The 16,929-nt window shown below is 73.5% G+C and carries 12 protein-coding genes; 7 read left to right on the plus strand and 5 right to left on the minus strand.

Translation table 11 applies throughout. The annotated features are described in order from the left end of the window. The first annotated feature begins 76 nt into the window (after nucleotides 1–76). The 6 genes from Cba03nite_RS40485 (at nucleotide 77) to Cba03nite_RS07020 (ending at nucleotide 10,030) form a co-directional block, all read left to right on the plus strand. Complete coding sequence (locus Cba03nite_RS40485; RefSeq protein WP_308442747.1) at nucleotides 77–1,543, plus strand: SigE family RNA polymerase sigma factor; 1,467 nt, start codon at nucleotides 77–79, stop codon at nucleotides 1,541–1,543. A gap of 18 nt (nucleotides 1,544–1,561) precedes the next feature. Next, nucleotides 1,562–3,220 carry a thiol reductant ABC exporter subunit CydD gene (gene cydD / locus Cba03nite_RS07000; protein WP_203743175.1) on the plus strand — a complete coding sequence of 553 codons (1,659 nt, stop codon included), beginning with the start codon at nucleotides 1,562–1,564 and terminating at the stop codon, nucleotides 3,218–3,220. A 118-nt stretch (nucleotides 3,221–3,338) separates the two neighbouring features. Next, nucleotides 3,339–5,105: a thiol reductant ABC exporter subunit CydC gene (gene cydC, locus Cba03nite_RS07005; protein WP_203743177.1), complete on the plus strand. Its 1,767-nt coding sequence runs from the start codon at nucleotides 3,339–3,341 to the stop codon at nucleotides 5,103–5,105. Nucleotides 5,106–5,176: 71 nt separating this feature from the next. Further along, a complete protein-coding gene (locus Cba03nite_RS07010; RefSeq protein ID WP_203743180.1) occupies nucleotides 5,177–6,001 on the plus strand; it encodes a SatS C-terminal domain-containing protein in 825 nt (274 codons plus the stop codon). A 58-nt stretch (nucleotides 6,002–6,059) separates the two neighbouring features. Next, nucleotides 6,060–8,699, plus strand: coding sequence for a transposase (locus Cba03nite_RS07015; RefSeq protein ID WP_203743182.1), 2,640 nt, complete (start codon nucleotides 6,060–6,062; stop codon nucleotides 8,697–8,699). Nucleotides 8,700–8,878: 179 nt separating this feature from the next. Further along, a complete protein-coding gene (locus tag Cba03nite_RS07020; RefSeq protein ID WP_203743184.1) occupies nucleotides 8,879–10,030 on the plus strand; it encodes an ABC transporter substrate-binding protein in 1,152 nt (383 codons plus the stop codon). A gap of 246 nt (nucleotides 10,031–10,276) precedes the next feature. On the opposite strand, the gene Cba03nite_RS07025 is transcribed toward Cba03nite_RS07020, so the two are convergent. Genes Cba03nite_RS07025 through Cba03nite_RS07040 form a run of 4 tightly spaced genes read right to left on the minus strand, consistent with a single transcriptional unit; the run spans nucleotide 10,277 to nucleotide 15,041 of the window. Continuing rightward, nucleotides 10,277–10,873: a GTP-binding protein gene (locus Cba03nite_RS07025; protein ID WP_203743186.1), complete on the minus strand. Its 597-nt coding sequence runs from the start codon at nucleotides 10,871–10,873 to the stop codon at nucleotides 10,277–10,279. 1 nt (nucleotide 10,874) lies between these two features. Then, entirely contained in the window at nucleotides 10,875–11,252 is a 378-nt protein-coding gene (locus Cba03nite_RS07030) for a DUF742 domain-containing protein (protein WP_203743188.1), read from the minus strand. 58 nt (nucleotides 11,253–11,310) lie between these two features. Continuing rightward, on the minus strand, nucleotides 11,311–11,715 hold the full coding sequence (locus Cba03nite_RS07035) for a roadblock/LC7 domain-containing protein (protein ID WP_203743190.1): 405 nt from the start codon (nucleotides 11,713–11,715) through the stop codon (nucleotides 11,311–11,313). Continuing rightward, on the minus strand, nucleotides 11,712–15,041 hold the full coding sequence (locus Cba03nite_RS07040) for a sensor histidine kinase (protein ID WP_203743192.1): 3,330 nt from the start codon (nucleotides 15,039–15,041) through the stop codon (nucleotides 11,712–11,714). The genes Cba03nite_RS07035 and Cba03nite_RS07040 overlap by 4 nt, the downstream gene beginning before the upstream one ends. A gap of 183 nt (nucleotides 15,042–15,224) precedes the next feature. Between Cba03nite_RS07040 and Cba03nite_RS07045 the strand changes: the two genes are divergently transcribed. Continuing rightward, the gene (locus Cba03nite_RS07045) at nucleotides 15,225–15,887 is read left to right on the plus strand and encodes a uridine kinase family protein (RefSeq protein ID WP_203743351.1); all 663 of its coding nucleotides are present in this window, start codon (nucleotides 15,225–15,227) and stop codon (nucleotides 15,885–15,887) included. Here Cba03nite_RS07045 and Cba03nite_RS07050 read toward each other — a convergent pair. Further along, nucleotides 15,859–16,926, minus strand: a complete 1,068-nt coding sequence (locus Cba03nite_RS07050; protein ID WP_239125523.1) for an adenosine deaminase — start codon at nucleotides 16,924–16,926, stop codon at nucleotides 15,859–15,861. The genes Cba03nite_RS07045 and Cba03nite_RS07050 overlap by 29 nt on opposite strands. Between the last annotated feature and the right edge of the window lie 3 nt (nucleotides 16,927–16,929).

Below are 16,929 nucleotides of genomic sequence, written 5' to 3' on the forward strand. Positions count from 1 at the left end.
CGCGGCGGTAAACACACGGGGCTCGCAGCGGCGTCCTTCCCGCGAGACGATGTCCGTCCCGCGCCGAGGAGTGGTTGTGCACCCGGATTTCGACCAGTACGTACGCGCCCGTTCCGGGTCGCTGGTGGGCTTCGCGTACCTGCTCTGCCGCGACCGGCACCTCGCCGAGGACCTCGTGCAGGAGGTGCTGGCGCGGGCGTACCACCGCTGGGACCGGATCGAGGCCGACAACCCCGACCTCTACCTGCGCCGGGCCCTGGTCTGGGCGAACTCGTCCTGGTGGCGGCGGCTGTCGCATCGCGAGCGGCCGCACTGGTCCACCCCGGACGGCGCGGGCGACGAGGACTTCGTACAGCGGCACGCGGTGCGGGACGAGCTGTGGGCGCTGCTCGGCGGGCTGCCCCGCCGCCAGCGCACGGTGCTGGTGCTGCGCTACTTCGAGGACCTGGACGACGAGCGCATCGCCGAGCTGCTGGACTGCTCGCCCGCGACGGTTCGGGTGCACGCGCACCGGGGCCTGGGCGCGCTGCGGAGCAGGCTCGGCGAGCCGGTGCCCGCGCCTGCCGCCGAGCGCGCCTTCCCGCCGGTCACGCTGGACGACGTGCGCCGCCGGGCGACGGGTGTCCAGCGGCGCCGGCGCACCACGCTGGCCGCGGCGGCGGCCGCCGTGATCACCACGGTGCTGGTGCTGCTGCCGGTGTGGCGCGCCCCGCAGCCACCGCCGGTGCTGACGCCGAGCCCGAGCGGCGTGCCCGGCTCGGCCGGCCCGGTGCCGCCGACCCTGAACCCGTCGCCGTCCGGCACGGTGGCGCTGGTGCCCCGGCCCGCCGCGTGGGCGCTGCCGGAGTTCCCGTACCAGCCGGGCTACGTGCCCGCGAAGGCCGGGAAGCTGACCGTCGTCTCGGCGCTGGACATGACCGGCCTGGAGAGCGCGGGCAATCCCGCGAAGCTGCTCGTGTACGCCGGGCCGACCCCCTACGACTGGGACTGGGAGGCGGCGCTGACCCGGTCCGTGCAGGTCGACGGGGTTCCCGCCACCCTGCGCACCGGCACCGACGAGAACGGCAAGGCGCAGATCGGGCTGACCTGGCAACGCGACGGCCGATGGGTGACCGTGCAGAGCTTCGGCGGCCTGCTCACCCTGGCGGAGGTCCAGCGGTTCGCCCGCGAGCTGAGGCCGGGTCGGATGACCGCCACCCCGGCCATCGGCTACGGCCTCATCCCCGAGGGCTATGAGGTGAGCAGCATGGACCGGGAGCACGTCTGCCTCAGCGCCGAGCCGCGGCTGACCCACGAGAACCCGGAGGGCATCTGCGTGAGCGTCGGCTCGGACACCAGCCTGGTGCCCGTGACCAGCTCGTTCAGCGTCCGGGGGCAGCTCGCCGTGCTGGAGCCGGTGGCGGGCGAGCGACCCACCGCGCTGCGGGTGCTGCTGGACGGGAAACGGGTGCTGCTGATCGAACAGAGCCGGGGTGACCTGAGCCGGGAGGATCTGGTCCGGTTCGCCGAGAGCATCACGGTGAGCGGGCCTGCCGGGCAGTGACCCACGTCATCGGGCACGATGGAGGTCGTGGCGCGTCCGTTCGATCCCCGTCTGCTCCGGCAGGTCCCGTCCACCCGCCGGGACGTGGTCCTGCTCGGGCTGCTCGGGTCGGCCGTCGCGATCGCCGTGGTCACCGCGGCGGTCGCGCTCGCCCGTGCGCTGTCCGCCGCGGTCGAGCTGCGGCTGGACGCGCCAGCGGTGACCCTGTTCCTGGCCGCGCTGGCCGCCCGTGCCGCGCTCACCAGCGGGCTCGGGGTGGTGTCGGCGCGGATGGCGGCCACGGTGAAGGCCGGGCTGCGGGCCGACCTGCTGGCCGCCGTGGGGCGGCGCGGGCCGGGCTGGCTGGCCGGGCAGCGGGCCGGTGAGCTGGCCACGCTCACCGGGCGCGGGCTCGACGCGCTGGACGGCTACTTCACCGGCTACCTGCCGCAGCTGGTGCTCGGCGTGACCGTCCCGGTCGGCGTACTGGCCGCGCTGGCCTTCGCCGACCTCACCTCGGCGGTGATCGTGCTGGTCACCCTGCCGCTCATCCCGGTCTTCGGCATCCTGGTCGGCTGGCAGACCCGCACCGCCACCGAGCGGCAGTGGCACCGGCTGCAGCTGCTCGGCGGCCACTTCCTGGACATGGTGGCCGGCCTGCCCACGCTGAAGGCGTTCGGTCGGGCCCGCGCCCAGGTGGCCGCGGTCCGCGAGATGGCCGACCGGCACCGCGTCGCCACCATGCGCACGCTGCGCATCGCGTTCCTGTCCGCGCTGGTGCTGGAGCTGGTCGGCACCATCTCGGTCGCGCTGGTCGCGGTGCCGGTGGGCCTGCGCCTGCTGGGCGGCGGGATGACGCTGGCGGCCGCGTTCACGGTGCTGCTGCTGACCCCGGAGGCGTACGCCCCGCTGCGCGCCGCGGGCACGAAGTTCCACGCCAGCATGGAGGGCCTGACCGCACTCGACCAGGCGTTCACCCTGCTGGCGGCGGCGCAGGGCGCTCCCGCCGGCGGCGCCCGCACCGCGCCCCGCGAGAGCCAGATCGAGCTGCGCGGGGTCACCGTGACCTACGACCGCACCACCGCGCTGCGCGACGCCGACCTGGTCATCCGGCCCGGCGAGCGCCTCGCGCTGGTCGGGCCCAGCGGCGGCGGCAAGAGCACCCTGCTGAACCTGCTGCTCGGCTTCACCGTGCCGGACGCCGGGCGGGTGCTCGTGGATGGTGCCGACCTGGCCGAGCTGGACCTCGACGCGTGGCGCCGCCGGCTGGGCTGGGTGCCGCAACGGGCGCACCTGTTCGCCGACACGGTCGCCGCGAACATCGCCCTCGGCGACCCGGACGCGTCCCGCGAGCGGATCGAGCGGGCGGCCCGCGCCGCGGCGTTCGGGCCGGTGCTCGACGCGCTCCCGCAGGGCCTGGACACGCTGCTGGGCGAGCGCGGGCACGGCCTGTCCAGCGGCGAGCGCCAGCGGCTCGCGCTGGCCCGCGCGTTCCTGCGCGACGCGCCGATGCTGCTGCTCGACGAGCCGACCGCACGGCTGGACGCCGCCAGCGAGCAGGCCGTCGTCGACGCCACCCTGACCCTGGTGCAGGGCCGCACCGCCCTGCTCGTCGCCCACCGCCCCGCCCTGCTCGCCGCGGCGACCCGCGTCGTGCGCATCGAGCACGGCACCCTCCACGAGCTGGTGACCGTATGAGCCGCCGTCGCGCTCGCGCCTGGGCCGCGGTTTCGGGGAAACTGCAGCTTCCCGAGCGTCCTTTCCCGCACTTTCCCCGAAACCGCGCGGCGTCCGCCGTGGGCGGCGGGGTGGCGGTATGAGGGGGCGGGCAGGGTCTGTGTGGCGGGTGCTGGAGTTCGCGTACCCGTTGCGGTGGCGGTTCGTCGGGGCGGGGGTGCTCGCGGCCGGGACCGAGGCGGCGGGGCTGGGGCTGATGGCGGCGGCGACGTGGCTGCTGGCCACGGCGGCGGGGCAGCCGCCGCTGATCGCGCTGTCGGTGGCGATCGTGCTGGTGCGGGCGCTGGCCATCGGGCGCGGCGTGCTGCGCTACGTCGAGCGGCTGGCGAGCCACGACGCGGTGCTGCGCATGGTGTCCGACGTGCGCGCCCGGATCTTCGCCGCGCTGGTCGACCGGCCCCCGGCCCGGCGCGGCGACGCGCTCAGCCGCATGGTGTCGGACGTGGACGCGGTGCAGGACCTGCTGATCCGGGTGCTGCTGCCGATGGCGGCGGCCGGGACGGTCGCGCTCGCGGCCGTGGTGACCGCGTTCGCCGCCGATCCGCTGGTCGCGCTGGTGCTGCTGGCGGGCCTGGCGGCGACCGGCGTGGCGCTGCCCCTGCTCGCGGCAAGGCTGGCCCGGCACGGCGGCGCCCGGCTCGCGCCGCTGCGCGCGGCGTACGCCGTGGACACCGTGGACCTGGTGCACGGCGCGGCGGACCTGGCCGCGTTCGGTGCTCGCACGGAGTACGAGGCCCGGGGCGCGGCGCACGCCGCCGAGCTGGCCCGGGTGGAACGCTCGCTGGCCCGGCGCTCGTTCGCGGTGGACGCCGCCGCGACGATGCTGGGCGGCGTCACCGCGATGGCCGTGCTCGCCACGGCGCTGCACCGCGGCCTGCCCGGGGTCTGGCTCGCCGTGCTCGCCGTGGCCACCCTGGCCGCCGGGGAGATCGCGCAGTCCCTGCTGGCCGCCGCCCGCAAGGGCGCCGAGATCCGCGGCAGCCTCGACCGCGTGGCCGAGCTGCTCGACCACCCCGCACCGGCCACCGCCGACCGGCCCGATGCCGCAGGCACGACCGCGGCACGCGCCGCAGGAACGCCCGCTGCCGGCACGGCGGATTCCCTGCGCGGGCTGCCCGTGCCCCATGGACCGGTACATCTGCGGCTGCGCGGGGCCGGGGTCCGCTACCGGGCCGACGGACCGCCCGCACTGCACGGGGTCGACCTCGACCTGCCGCCCGGAAAGCGGGTCGCGATCGTCGGCCCGTCCGGCGCGGGCAAGAGCACACTGCTCGCACTGCTGACCGGCGTGGTCGTCCCCGACATGGGCAGCGCCGAGGTGGTCGCCGCAGCGCCGGGCCCGCGCCCGGAGGCGACCCCGATCGGCGCGTACGACCGCGAGCGCTGGCCTGCCGCGGTGACCGGCCTGCTGGCCGACGCCCACCTGTTCCACGCCTCGGTGCGCGACAACCTGCTGCTGGCCCGTCCGGAGGCGGACGACGCCGAGCTGGTGGCCGCGTGCCGCACGGCGGGGCTGGGCGACTGGGTCGGCGAGCACGGGCTCGACGTACGGGTGGGCGAGGACGGGGCCGCGCTCTCCGGCGGGCAGCGGCAGCGGCTCGCGCTGGCCCGCGCGGTGCTGGCCGATCCCGAGCTGCTGCTGCTCGACGAGCCGACCGAGGGCCTCGACCCCGGGCAGGCCGACGAGGTGCTCGCAGCCGTGCTCGCCCACCGCGGCGACCGCGCGACGGTGCTGGTGACCCACCGGCTCACCGGTCTCGACGCGTTCGACGAGGTCCTGGTGCTGGACGGCGGCAGCGTGAAGGAGCGGGGAACGCAAGGCTGGGTGCGGGCGCACGGCGGCTGACACGAACCACTAGGGTGTGCGGAGAGTCACCGACCCGGCAGAGGTCGGCAGCCTTTTGGCGGAGGTCAGCTGTGGCAAGCACGCTCTGGGACGATTACCAGGTCACGCCGGTCGAGGTAGCCCTGCCCGGCGGCAAGGTCGGGCTGACGCTGCGGGCCTACCGCCCAGCGAGCGAGCTGACCCCGACCGACGTCTCCGACCGTGAGGACGACGACGACGTCTTCGCCGCCAAGGACTCGCGCCGCCCCATCCCCGGTCTGGCCGACGACGAGGAGATGCCGGAGTTCGTCTGGACCAAGGAGGCCCTCGACGAGGTCGCCGCCGGCCCGGCCGAGGACGAGGTCGCCGAGCGCAGGGTCGAGGCCGAGGAGGCCGCGGACGACGACGATGACGAGGCCGCCGTCTCCGACGAGGAGGTCCCGGCGTTCCTGTCGCACAAGGGCAAGTTGTTGCTGTTCGCGAGCGCGAAGGGCCTGGCCGACTTCGTCCGCTCCAGCGCCCCGCACGACCTCAAGCAGCTCGAAGGCTGGTCGAAACTGGCGAAGTCGGTCAAGGCCGACGACGTGGTCGCCGGCGAGGACGACGCGTACGAACTGGACCTGGTCGTGGAGAACCTCCGCGGCGGCCCGGACGCGTGGGACCCCGAGCTGGTGCTGCGCGCCGGTGAGTTCGCCCGTGACGTGAGCTACGCTCTTCGCCTTAAGCCGGTCATGGTGGCGCTCTCCCCGGGTTCCCCCCTCGACGACCTGGACGAGGCGCTGCGCGCTTCGGCCGACGGTGGTCTGGGCGGCTTCTTCGCCAAGAGGAAGCTGCGCAAAATCGGGGCAGAGCAGGCATCCATCGGCTGGCGCTCGATTATTGGCAAGATCTCTGCCGCTGTGGACTGGCGCGACTGACCCTCACCGGGCAACATCAGTCTTTGGCACACGAGGAGTCCGGGAGGAGGACGAGTCCGTGGCGCTCGTGCGGGTGTACTGCGGTATGACGTCGACGGCTCCGGCAGTCGAGGTGGGAGACACGCTCGCGGCGGCCGTGAACCGGCTGACCGTCGCCGTCGTCGACGACTCCGGCCGGCTGCTGGAGTTCTGCGTCATCAACGACGACCCCGCGGGATACGCGCTGGTGACGTCGCTGCTGGCGGAACGGTTCGGCGGCTCGACGATGGTCACGGTGGCCGCGGACAGCGATGACCACCAGGTCATCTCGCTGCTCGCCGCCGGCGGCCGCGCGATCGCGTACACCGACGACGAGACCGCCGACGACTTCGCCGACCGGTTCGCCGACGACGAGTCCATGGACGAGGTCGACTCCACCCCCGACGAGCGCCGGGCCGTGGGCCTGGCCCGCGCCCTGCAGGCCGGTGCCCTCTCCGCCGTGGTCGGCCCCGCCCCGCGTGAGTTCGTGGCGTTCAAGCCCGTGCTGGCCGCGCACGCGGCGCTGGCCGTCGGCCGGCACGCCGCCGCCGTCGCCCTGCGCGAGGTGCTGCGCGAGCTCTACCCCGCCGCGCTGCGCGCGTACCCCGATCCCGCCGCGCCGGTGGCGCTGGCCGTGCTGGAGGCGCTGCCCGAGCCGGGCATGCTGGCCGGCCAGGCCGGCTCCCGGGGCCGGGACAACGGCGCGACCGCCGAGGCCGTCGCGGCCCGGCTGGTGGCCGACGGCATCTGCGACAGCGCCACCGCCCTGGAGGCGGTCACCGCGCTGCGCGTCGCGATCGCCGAGACGCCCCGCCGCAACGGCATCGGCAAGCAGCTGACCGCCGCGGTGGCCGACTCGGTCCGCTACAGCGTGGCCGCGGTGCGTTCGGTGGACGCCGCCGGTGGCGCCCTGATCGACACCCTGGCCGAGCGCATGGCTCCGCTGCCCGCGGCGGCTCCCGCCCCGGCCCAGGCCGCCACCCGCCGCACCGGCGTGCCTGTGACCTCCGCGCCGCCCGCCGCCCCGGCCGCGACCGGCGGCCGCCGCCGCCAGCCGACGCCGGTGAGCGCCGCTCCGGCGCAGCCGCGCCCCGTGCACACCCCGCCGGTCGCCCCCGAGCCGGTCGTCGCGGCGCCCTCCGCCCCGCCGCCGGTCGAGCGACCCGCGTGGGCGCCCGCCATGCCGCCCGTGCCGCCCGGCTTCGAGCCGACCCCCATCACGGGTACCCCACTGGTCGCCGGCCCCGCAGCGGCGCAACCGGCGGCTCCCGCGGCCACCCGGCAGCTGCCCACCCCGATCCCGCCGCGGCAGGCGCCGATCCCCGCGCAGCGCAGCACGCGCTCGCCGGTGGACGAGAACCAGCCGTTCGTGCCGAAGCTGACCAACGCGGCCATCAACAGCGAGCGCGCCGCCCGCGGGTTCAACCCGGCCCCGGCCGCGCCCGAGCAGGCGGACGAGCCCGCGAGCCGCGGTTACCAGGACGAGCCCGCGCCGCGCGGTTACCAGGACGAGCCCGCGCCGCGTGGTTTCCAGGACGAGCCCGCCGGCCGCGGCTACCGGGACGAGCCCGTGGCCCGTGGTTTCCAGGACGAGCCCGCACCTCGCGGTTACCAGTCGGCCGCGGATCTCGCCAGCGAGATGGCAGAGCGTGCGGCGCGCGGTTTCCAGTCGTCGCCCGCACCCCGGGACGAGGCCCCCGCCCGCTCGCAGCGCGGCGGCTACCAGCAGCCCGCGCAGCGGGACGAGCCCGCCGAGCGCGCGCCGCGCGGCGGCCACCCGCAGCAGCCCGCCGCCGATCTGACGAGTGAGCTGGGGCAGCGGGCACGCCGGTTCCAGCGTGAGGACAGCCAGCACGATCTCGACGAGCGGATGCCGCGCGGGTACAACCCGCCGTCCGCCACCGACGTGCCGACCGACATCACCCGGATGCCGTCACGCCGCGACGAGGACCCGCTGAACGTGGCCCCGCCCGGCTCGCGGGCCAACTGGCCGCTGAACCCGGAGCCGGAGGAGCCGGCCCGCGGCGGCGACCAGCGCGTCACCCCGCCGTGGCTCGACGACGACCTGGTGCTGCCGGACTCCCCGGGCCTGCGCCTGGTCGACGAGCCCGACGGGCGCCGCGGCGGCCGTGGCGGACGCGGCGGCGAGCCGCCGCTGCGGCTGGTGGACGACAGCGCGCTGACCGGCGCCCGGCCCAAGCCGCGCCGCACCGAGCGGGCGTCCTCCCCGGCCGAGGGCGAGGACGACGACCTGCTGATCTTCGCCTCGGTCTCGTCCGCGTGGTTCAGCGGCCCCGGCACCGACGAGGACGAGGTCACCTGGAACTCGACCATGGACAGCGGCTGGCGCGCCGCCGAGCAGGCCTCCCGCCCCTCGGTCGGCAACGACACCACGGCCGGCCTGCCGCGCCGCGTCCCGCAGGCCAACCTGGTGCCCGGCTCGACGCCGGAGCGCGAGGAGCGGCCGCTGCGCATCGTCCGCGACGCCGCCGGCATCGCCGCGCACACCAGCAACTACTTCCGCGGCTGGCGGCGCGGCAACCAGGAGATCGGCGGCAGCGGCTTCTCCGTCGGCGGGCGGCCGGGCCGCGAGTCGGCCAACGGCTGGGACTTCAGCCGGGAGCACGACACCCGCGACGACCGGGACGACTACAACTACCGGGCGGCGAACTACCGCTGAGCTGCGGTAAGTGTGTTCCTGGCCATAGTCCCCGAGCTTGACCCCCGCCTCGGCGGGCCAGCACGATACGTGTGCGGCAGTGGCTCACGCCACTGCCCATGCACCCCTGCACCGCGGAAAGGCACGTCATGAACAGCGCCACAGGTGGACTTACCCGACGCAACGCTCTCACCGGCGGGTTGGGTCTGATCGCCGGAGCGCTGCTGGCGGCCTGTTCCGAGCCGGACGCCACGGAGGCGGGCGCGACCAGCGAGATCGTGCTCGGGGCCAGTCTGGAGCTGACCGGCGTCGGCTCCACCCTCGGCAAGCTGCAGGAGCAGGCACTGAAGGTCGGCGCTGAGGAGATCAACTCGATCGGCGTGCCGTTCGGCGAGGGCCGCCTCTACATCCGCGTGGTCGTCAAGGACAACGGCGGCAACCCCGCCACCGCGGCGCAGCAGGCCAAGGACCTCATCGAGCAGGACAAGGTCAGCGCGCTGATCGGCGGCGTGACCGTGGAGACCGCCCGCACGATGATCGCGGTCGCCGAGGAGCGCAAGGTCCCGCTGCTCTGCCTCAACAGCGGCGACGACATGATCGTGCCCCTGCCGCAGCGCAAGTTCGTCTACCAGCTCGGCCCCAACGCCTCCGACATCGCCGCCCTCATGGGCCGCGAGCTGCGCAAGCTCGGGCTGCAGAAGGTCGCGGTGCTCGCCTCGACGGACGGTCACGGCGACGCCGGTGTCCGGGCGCTGCCCCGCGCCCTGCTCACCGTCGGCCGGGAGCTGGTCACCACGGTGCGCCTGCCCAAGACCGGCCGGGCCTTCGGCGACGCCGCACGCAGCATCGCCGAGGCCGAGCCCGACGCGGTCATCGTGTGGGCGCAGGCGCCGCTGAGCGCCGCCGCGGTCGCCGCGGTCCGCGCAGCCGGCTTCACCGGCCGGTTCATCCTCGACCCCGGCGCGGGCGCCGACGAGACCCTCAGCGGGCCCAACGGCAAGGCGATGGAGGGCGCCTACATCGTGCACCCCGTCGTGCTCGCCGGGGCCCCCACGATGGCCACCACGCCCTCCGGACGCGCCGCCCGCGCGTTCGTGTACCGCTACATCCAGCAGTACGGCTCGTTCAGCGGTTTCGCGCCGTACGCGGCCGACGCGCTGACGCTGCTGGCGACCGCGGCCCGGCGTGCGGTCAGCACCGACCCGCAGCGGCTGCGCGGCCGGCTGGAGGGCGGCCCGATCGAGGGCATCGCCGGAGCGTACGCCTTCCAGCCGATCTCCCACGGCGGCCTGGAGCCCGACGCCCTCATCCCCTTCATCGTCCGCCAGGGCGCCTGGGTCCGCCTCAGCTGACCCGCCCCCGGCGTCGAACAGTCGCGGCCTCCCGGTGTCCCGGGGGGCCGCATTTTCTTGGCAGAGCCGCTGATGATCGGTGTCTCGTGTCGAAAAGTGCCGTGGGAGCCAGGTTGTGACACCAGACAGCGATCTTCGTGGGGCGGTCAGGGTCGGTGGTGGGGCGCTCGGTGGTGGGAGCCCGGGAGATACACGTCAGGCCCGCTGTCCTGTCCGGACGGCGGGCCTTTCCGTGTCTAGGGAATGTCAGGCGGAGACGCCGGTGCGGGTACGCCGCATCGAGAGCACGTACTCCACCAGGGAGATCAGCACCTGCTTGGTCGACTCGCGGTTACGCGCGTCGCAGCTCACCACCGGCACGTCCGACGAGATCGCGAGCGCGTCCCGCACGTCCTGCGCGTTGTGGAACTGCTGACCGTCGAAGCAGTTGATCGCGATCAGGTAGGGCAGCTTGCGGTGTTCGAAGAAGTCGATCGCCGCGAAGCAGTCCGCCAGCCGGCGCGTGTCCACCATGACGACCGCACCGATGGCGCCCCGCACCAGCTCGTCCCACATGAACCAGAACCGGGTCTGGCCGGGGGTGCCGAACAGGTACAGGATCAGGTCACGATCGATGGAGATACGGCCGAAGTCCATGGCCACCGTGGTGGTGGTCTTGTTGGGAATCTGGCGCGTGTCATCCACACCGACACCGGCCGAAGTCATAATCGCTTCAGTGGTCAGCGGCGTGATCTCCGAAACGGAACCTACCAGCGTCGTCTTGCCGACGCCGAAGCCGCCGGCGATGACAATCTTCGCCGATGTCACACGCCCGCCGGGGTTCGCACCCGGGCGGTGTGACATGTCAGAGCCTCCGAAGTCCACTGAGTACCCTCTCCAGCAGTTCAGTGCCTACCGCGTCGTTGCTTTCAAACGACGTCGGCTCGTATACCGCGACCAGGCCGTCTGCCGCCATGTCCGCGATGAGGACACGGGCGACGCCGAGCGGCAGCCGCATCCGTGCCGCGATCTCAGCGAGCGACTGCACCTTGCCGTCGCACAGGGACGCGATGTGTTGATGTTCCCGCCCGTGGCCGCCGCGGTTCGTGGCATTGGCGGAACGGCCGCGTACGGTCGTCTCCACCAGTGCCTCTATCGCGATCTCCAATCGCGGCCGGGTGCGGCCACGGGTAACGGCGTACGGTCGTACCAACGCGCCGGTAGGTTCATCTCTGTCGGGCATCGTCGCCGTTCACCCCCTTCCCCAGTGCCGTCCCCGGACCATCCGGGACGGTTGTGCCTCAGCCCAGCACGCCTGCGGCGCTGCGCGGAGCCGGCGTGAGCGCGTCGCCCACCCGGTCGACCAGCAGTGCCATCTCGTACCCGACCTGGCCCACGTCGCAGCTTCGCGACGCGAGCACCGCGAACGAGGAACCATCCGAGATGGACATCAGGAAAAGGAACCCGTTGTCCATCTCTACGACAGTCTGCAACACCGCACCGCCCTCGAAACAGCGGGCTGCGCCTTGCGTAAGGCTCACCAGACCGGACGCGATGGCGGCCAGCTGGTCGGCCCGGTCCCGGGGAAGATCCCGGGAGGACGCGAGCAGTAGGCCGTCCGCGGACACGGCGACCGCGTGGGCGACGCCCGGCACCCGGTCGGCGAAGTTGGCCAACAGCCAACCAAGATCCTGCGTAGTGGTCATGCCTCCTGCTCCTTGCCAGACTGGCTTCCGGCCTCGGTGGAGCCCGGAATCACATCATCGTCCTTGTGCTGGGTGCGGCCGCGCTGCACGCCGCGGTGGTACGCGGAGAGCAGACCCCGCACACCCTCGGGCGTACGGCGCTGCACCGTGGTGGTGCCCTTCTCGACGCCGCCGGGGACCAGCTGCGCCATCGGCGTCCGCCGGGGCAGACCCGCGGCGGTGGACTCCGACGCGGCCGGGGCGCTGTTGGCCGCGGCGACGGCGCTGGCCGCGGCCCAGCCGTCGTCGGCAGCCGTCTGCCAGCTGGGCCGGTACGGCGCGGGCACCTCATACCCGGCGGGCGTACGACCCGTCTGCGTGCTCCCCATGTCCACGTCCCTGCCCGACGAGTCGGTCGCCCCCGTCGTTGTGCCGACCTTCGGTCCACCGTTGCTCCCGGGGACGTTGCGGTCCACGGCGGGGAACTGTGCGGTGATCGTAGTGTCTTGGGGGACGTTCGCGGGAGGGGCAGTTTTCTCGTCCTGACCAGCCGCATCGACAGCCGTGCGCCGCGTGGAGAACCACGCCGACTCCAGCTCCCGGAAGATCGGCAGCTCCATGGTCTCGTCGGCGACCGGGAAGCGCGTGTCCACGACCGGGTACTCGGCCGGGATGCGCGGCATCTCGGCGGTCATGTCCGGCGTCCGCGGCTCGTCACGGGTGACCGGCGGCCACACCGGCGGCGCGGCCGACGCGGGCACGTCCACCGGCGCCGCCGAGACGGGCGCGGCGGACACGGGCACCGCCGACACCGGCACGGCCGAGATCGGCATGCCAGGGCTGGCGTACGGGCTGCTGGTGGGCGCCTGCGGCGGGTTGGCGGGCGCGGGCACGGTCGGCGTGGCCCAGCTCTGCTGGTTCCACGACGGCGTGGCGCGCTCCTCCGGCGGGGACGACGGCTGCCGCGGGATCTGCGGGCCGCCGAAGCCCTCCGGACGCTCGATCTCACCGTCGACCGGGACGCGCCGCTGCGGCAGCTGCTCGCCGCTGCGCCGGCCCGCCTCGGTGCCGTTGACACCGGTCAGGTCCGACCAGGCGGGCATCCCGGCCCGCGAGGGCGGGGTGTTGACCGGCAGCTCGGGCGCGGGCGGTGCGGGCGGGGCGTCGAACAGACGCCCGCCGCCGCTGCTGCCACTGCCGCCGTTGACCGGGCGGCCGCCGAGACCGGCACCCGAGCCGGACTCCAGCGCCAGCGGGGCGAAGGAGGACGAGCGCTGCGGGGGCGCCGCCGGGGCCTGCTGCTGCCGGACGCCGGCGACGGCGGTCGCGGGCAGCTCCCGGGACTGGGGCGCGGCACCGCCACGGCCACCGGCGAGGGCCCGCGGCACCAGGACCGCGGTGGGCAGGGTGACGTCGGCGATGATGCCCCGGTCGGCCGAGAGCCGCAGCTCCACCTTCACGCCGTGGCGTGCGGCGAGCCGCGCGACCACGACCAGGCCCATCATCCGGGAGACCGCCACGTCCACCTGCGGCGGGCTGGCGAGCTTCTCGTTGATCTCGGCGAGCATGTCCGGCGAGATGCCGATGCCGTGGTCCTCGACGTAGAGCACCGAGCGGTCGCCCACCCGGCGGGCCTCGACCATGACGGTCGAGTCCGGCGGCGAGAACGCCGTGGCGTTGTCGAACAGCTCGGCGATGAGGTGCACCAGGTCGTTGACCGCGTGCGCGGCGACCTCGATGTCACGGTCGATGACGCCGAACTCGATGCGGGTGTAGTGCTCGACCTCGGACTGGGCGGCGCGGAGCACGTCCAGCAGGGCGGCCGGCTCACGCTGCACACGGGTCGAGTCGGCACCGGCGAGCACCAGGAGGTTCTCGTCGTTACGCCGCATTCGGGTGGCGAGGTGGTCCAGCTGGAACAGCTCGGCCAGCCGGTCCGGGTCCTCCTCGCCGCGCTCCAGCCGGTCCAGGTGACCGATGAGGCGGTCGACCAGGATCTGGGAACGGCGGGCGAGGTTGACGAACATCGTCGCGACGGAGGACCGCAGGGCGGCCTGCTCGGCGGCGGTGCGGACGGCCTCCAGGTGGACCGCGTTGAACGCCTCGGTCACCTGGCCGAACTCGTCCTTGCTGCGCACCGGCAGCGGCTCGGCGATCTGGTTGGCCACCTGCACCGGCGACAGCTGCGAGGACAGCGCCGGATCGCGCAGCCGGGCGACCGCCTGGGGCAGGCCGTACTGGGCGATGCTGAGCGCGCCGTGGCGCAGCTCGCGCAGCGACCGGGCCATCGAGCGGGCCACGAGCCAGGCGAAGAGGATCGCCAGCAGCAGCATGCCGAGCAGCAGACCGGTCTGCACGAGCACCTGCTGGGTGACCTCGTCACGCAGGTCGCTCGCGGTGGTCTCGACCTGCGAGTCGAGCTGCTGCTCGACCTTGCGCAGCAGGGCGCCGTGGTCGCGGACCGCCTGGTCCCACTCGCCGATGGAGAAGTTCAGCGCGCCGAGCGAGTCGCTGGTGAGCGCCTCGAGCTCGCCCTGGAACTTGACCGACTTCCGGAGCACCGGGCCGGTGACCTGGCTCTTGTAGAGGTCGACGTCGGCGGGGCTGGCGACCGACTCGAACGCCTGCTGCGCCTGCTGCTGACCGGTCAGGGTGGCGATGAAGTCACGGCGCAGACCGGCGTTCAGCTCGTTGAGCATGTACGCCCGGTGCACGATGACGCGCTCCTCGGACAGGTACTTCTTCGACGTCGCGATGGCGCTGGCCGCGCGCAGGCCGTCACCGAGGTCGCCACTACCGGCGATCTGGGCGGCGCGGTCGCGGATCTGCAGCAGGTTGTCGATCAGCACCTGGTAGCGGATCGCGGCGTCGGACTGCCGGATCTTCTTGTCCTTCACCTGCTCGCGCACGGACGGCAGGCTGGCGAGGCTGGTGTCGATCTGCTCCAGCAGGTCACGCAGGCTGTCGTCGGCGTCGACCAGCGCGCCGCGCTGCTGCGAGTACGGCCGCTTCGCCTCGTCGACCAGCTTGCCGGCCACCTCGTAGGAGGCGGCGGGGGTGTTCGGGGCGCCGAGCAGCATCACCGCCGCGGCCCGCTCGTTCTGCAGGTCGTCGACGAGTGCGCCGGACTCCTTGACGAGTACGGAAAGAATTCGCGTGCGATCGGCGCTCGTGGCCGTATCGAGGTTGTCCAACAGACCGTTGGTACCAACGACGATCGTGGCCAGGGTCGGGACGATCATGATCAGGCCCAGCTTGGACCAGATGGGCATGTCCCGTAGCCGGCTAACCGGCCGCCGGAGACGCGAAAGGACCGCGTTGTTCTGCGTTCCTGGCCGCTTGCTCACGTCACCGCCCTCCTGTCGGTACCACCATCGAATCCCGCCGCGGCGGATTGGCGCGGGGGTCGCGCCGGGCACCGTACACAGTCCGTCCCGGCGAGCTTAGGGGCGGACCCCCGAGATTCCATCACGCCCGGTGAAAAGAGGAAAGCCCAGGCTGCCTGGAATCCGACACCGGATGGGATGCTCATGCAGGCCAACCACACAGTTCAGCCCGCAGTTTCCTTGGAGTCACGCAAGGTGAGCGTCCAGATTGCCCGAGTTGTTCTACTTGCCGGCCCTTCCGGATCCGGCAAATCGTACGTCGCCGGACAGACCGGACTGCCGGTCTTGTGCCTCGACGATTTTTACAAGGAAGGGACCGATCTGACACTCCCCCGAGTGAACGAGATGGTCGACTGGGAGTCCCCTCTTTCGTGGGACTTCGACGCCGCTATGACAGCCGTCACACAGCTGGCCGAGACGGGCCGGACTTCGGTCCCCGTGTACGACATCAGCCTCAGCGCCCGGATCGGCGAGCGGACGTTCGACCTGGCCGGGGCCCCGCTCTTCTTCGCCGAGGGCATCTTCGCCGCCGAGCTCGTCGAGGCCTGCGAGAAGGCCGGCGTGCTGGCCGACGCGCTCGCCCTGCGCCGCCCGCGCACGATCACCTTCGCCCGGCGCCTGGTGCGCGACCTGGCCGAACACCGCAAGCCGCCGATGGTGCTGGTGCGCCGCGGCCTGCGCCTGTGGCGGGAGGACCCGCTGGTGCTGGGCCGGCAGAGCGCCCTCGGCTGCCGGCCCACCTCCGCCGCGGCGCTTCAGCGCCGGGCCCGCACGCTGCTCAGAGCAGCTTCGCGTAAGCCGGTTTGATCACCTCGTTGATGATCGAGAGGCGCTCGTCGAACGGGATGAACGCGCTCTTCATCGCGTTGATCGTGAACCACTGCAGCTCGGCCCAGCCCCAGCCGAACGCCTCCACCAGCAGCGCCATCTCCCGCGACATCGAGGTGCCGCTCATCAGCCGGTTGTCGGTGTTCACCGTCACCCGGAAGCGCAGGTCGCGCAGCAGCCCGATCGGGTGCTCGGCGATCGACGCGGCCGCGCCGGTCTGCACGTTCGACGACGGGCACAGCTCCAGGGGGATGCGCTTGTCCCGGACGTAGCCGGCCAGGCGGCCCAGCGCGCCGGTGCCCGGCTCGATGTCGTCCACGATGCGCACGCCGTGGCCGAGCCGGTCGGCCCCGCACCACTGGATCGCCTGCCAGATCGAGGGCAGCCCGAACGCCTCGCCCGCGTGGATGGTGAAGTGGAAGTTCTCCCGCTGGAGGTACTCGAACGCGTCCAGGTGCCGGGTGGGCGGGTAGCCCGCCTCGGCGCCCGCGATGTCGAAGCCGACCACGCCCGCGTCGCGGTACGCCACGGACAGCTCGGCGATCTCCATCGAGCGGGCGGCGTGGCGCATCGCGGTGAGCAGCGTGCCGACCCGGATCGGGGTGCCCGCCTCGGCGGCCAGCGCGCTGCCCTCGGCGAACCCGGCCAGCACCGCCTCCACCACCTCGGGCAGCGTCAGCCCGGCCGTGAGGTGCTGCTCGGGCGCGTAGCGGACCTCGGCGTACACCACGCCGTCGGCGGCCAGGTCCAGCGCGCACTCGCGGGCCACCCGGCGCAGCGCGGGCGCGGTCTGCATGACCGCCACCGTGTGCGCGAACGTCTCCAGGTACCGCTCCAGCGACCCGCTGTCGGCCGCGGAGACGAACCACTCCCCCAGCTCGCCCGGATCGGTGGCGGGCAGCCGGTGCCCGATCTCGGCCGCCAGCTCCACGATCGTCGCCGGGCGCAGGCCCCCGTCAAGGTGGTCGTGCAGCAGCGCCTTCGGCGCCTTCACGATCTCGTCATAGGTCGGAGTCACATG

Origin of the sequence: Catellatospora bangladeshensis (assembly GCF_016862575.1) — a bacterium.
Lineage (GTDB): Bacteria > Actinomycetota > Actinomycetes > Mycobacteriales > Micromonosporaceae > Catellatospora > Catellatospora bangladeshensis.

Excerpts from the sequence above, each read along its gene's own strand:
- Cba03nite_RS07035 (WP_203743190.1), bottom strand. The coding sequence starts at position 11,715 with ATGACCACTACGCAGGATCTTGGTTGGCTGTTGGCCAACTTCGCCGAC.
- Cba03nite_RS07025 (WP_203743186.1), bottom strand. The coding sequence starts at position 10,873 with ATGTCACACCGCCCGGGTGCGAACCCCGGCGGGCGTGTGACATCGGCG.
- cydC (WP_203743177.1), top strand. The coding sequence starts at position 3,339 with ATGAGGGGGCGGGCAGGGTCTGTGTGGCGGGTGCTGGAGTTCGCGTAC.
- Cba03nite_RS07045 (WP_203743351.1), top strand. The coding sequence starts at position 15,225 with ATGCAGGCCAACCACACAGTTCAGCCCGCAGTTTCCTTGGAGTCACGC.
- Cba03nite_RS07030 (WP_203743188.1), bottom strand. The coding sequence starts at position 11,252 with ATGCCCGACAGAGATGAACCTACCGGCGCGTTGGTACGACCGTACGCC.
- cydD (WP_203743175.1), top strand. The coding sequence starts at position 1,562 with ATGGAGGTCGTGGCGCGTCCGTTCGATCCCCGTCTGCTCCGGCAGGTC.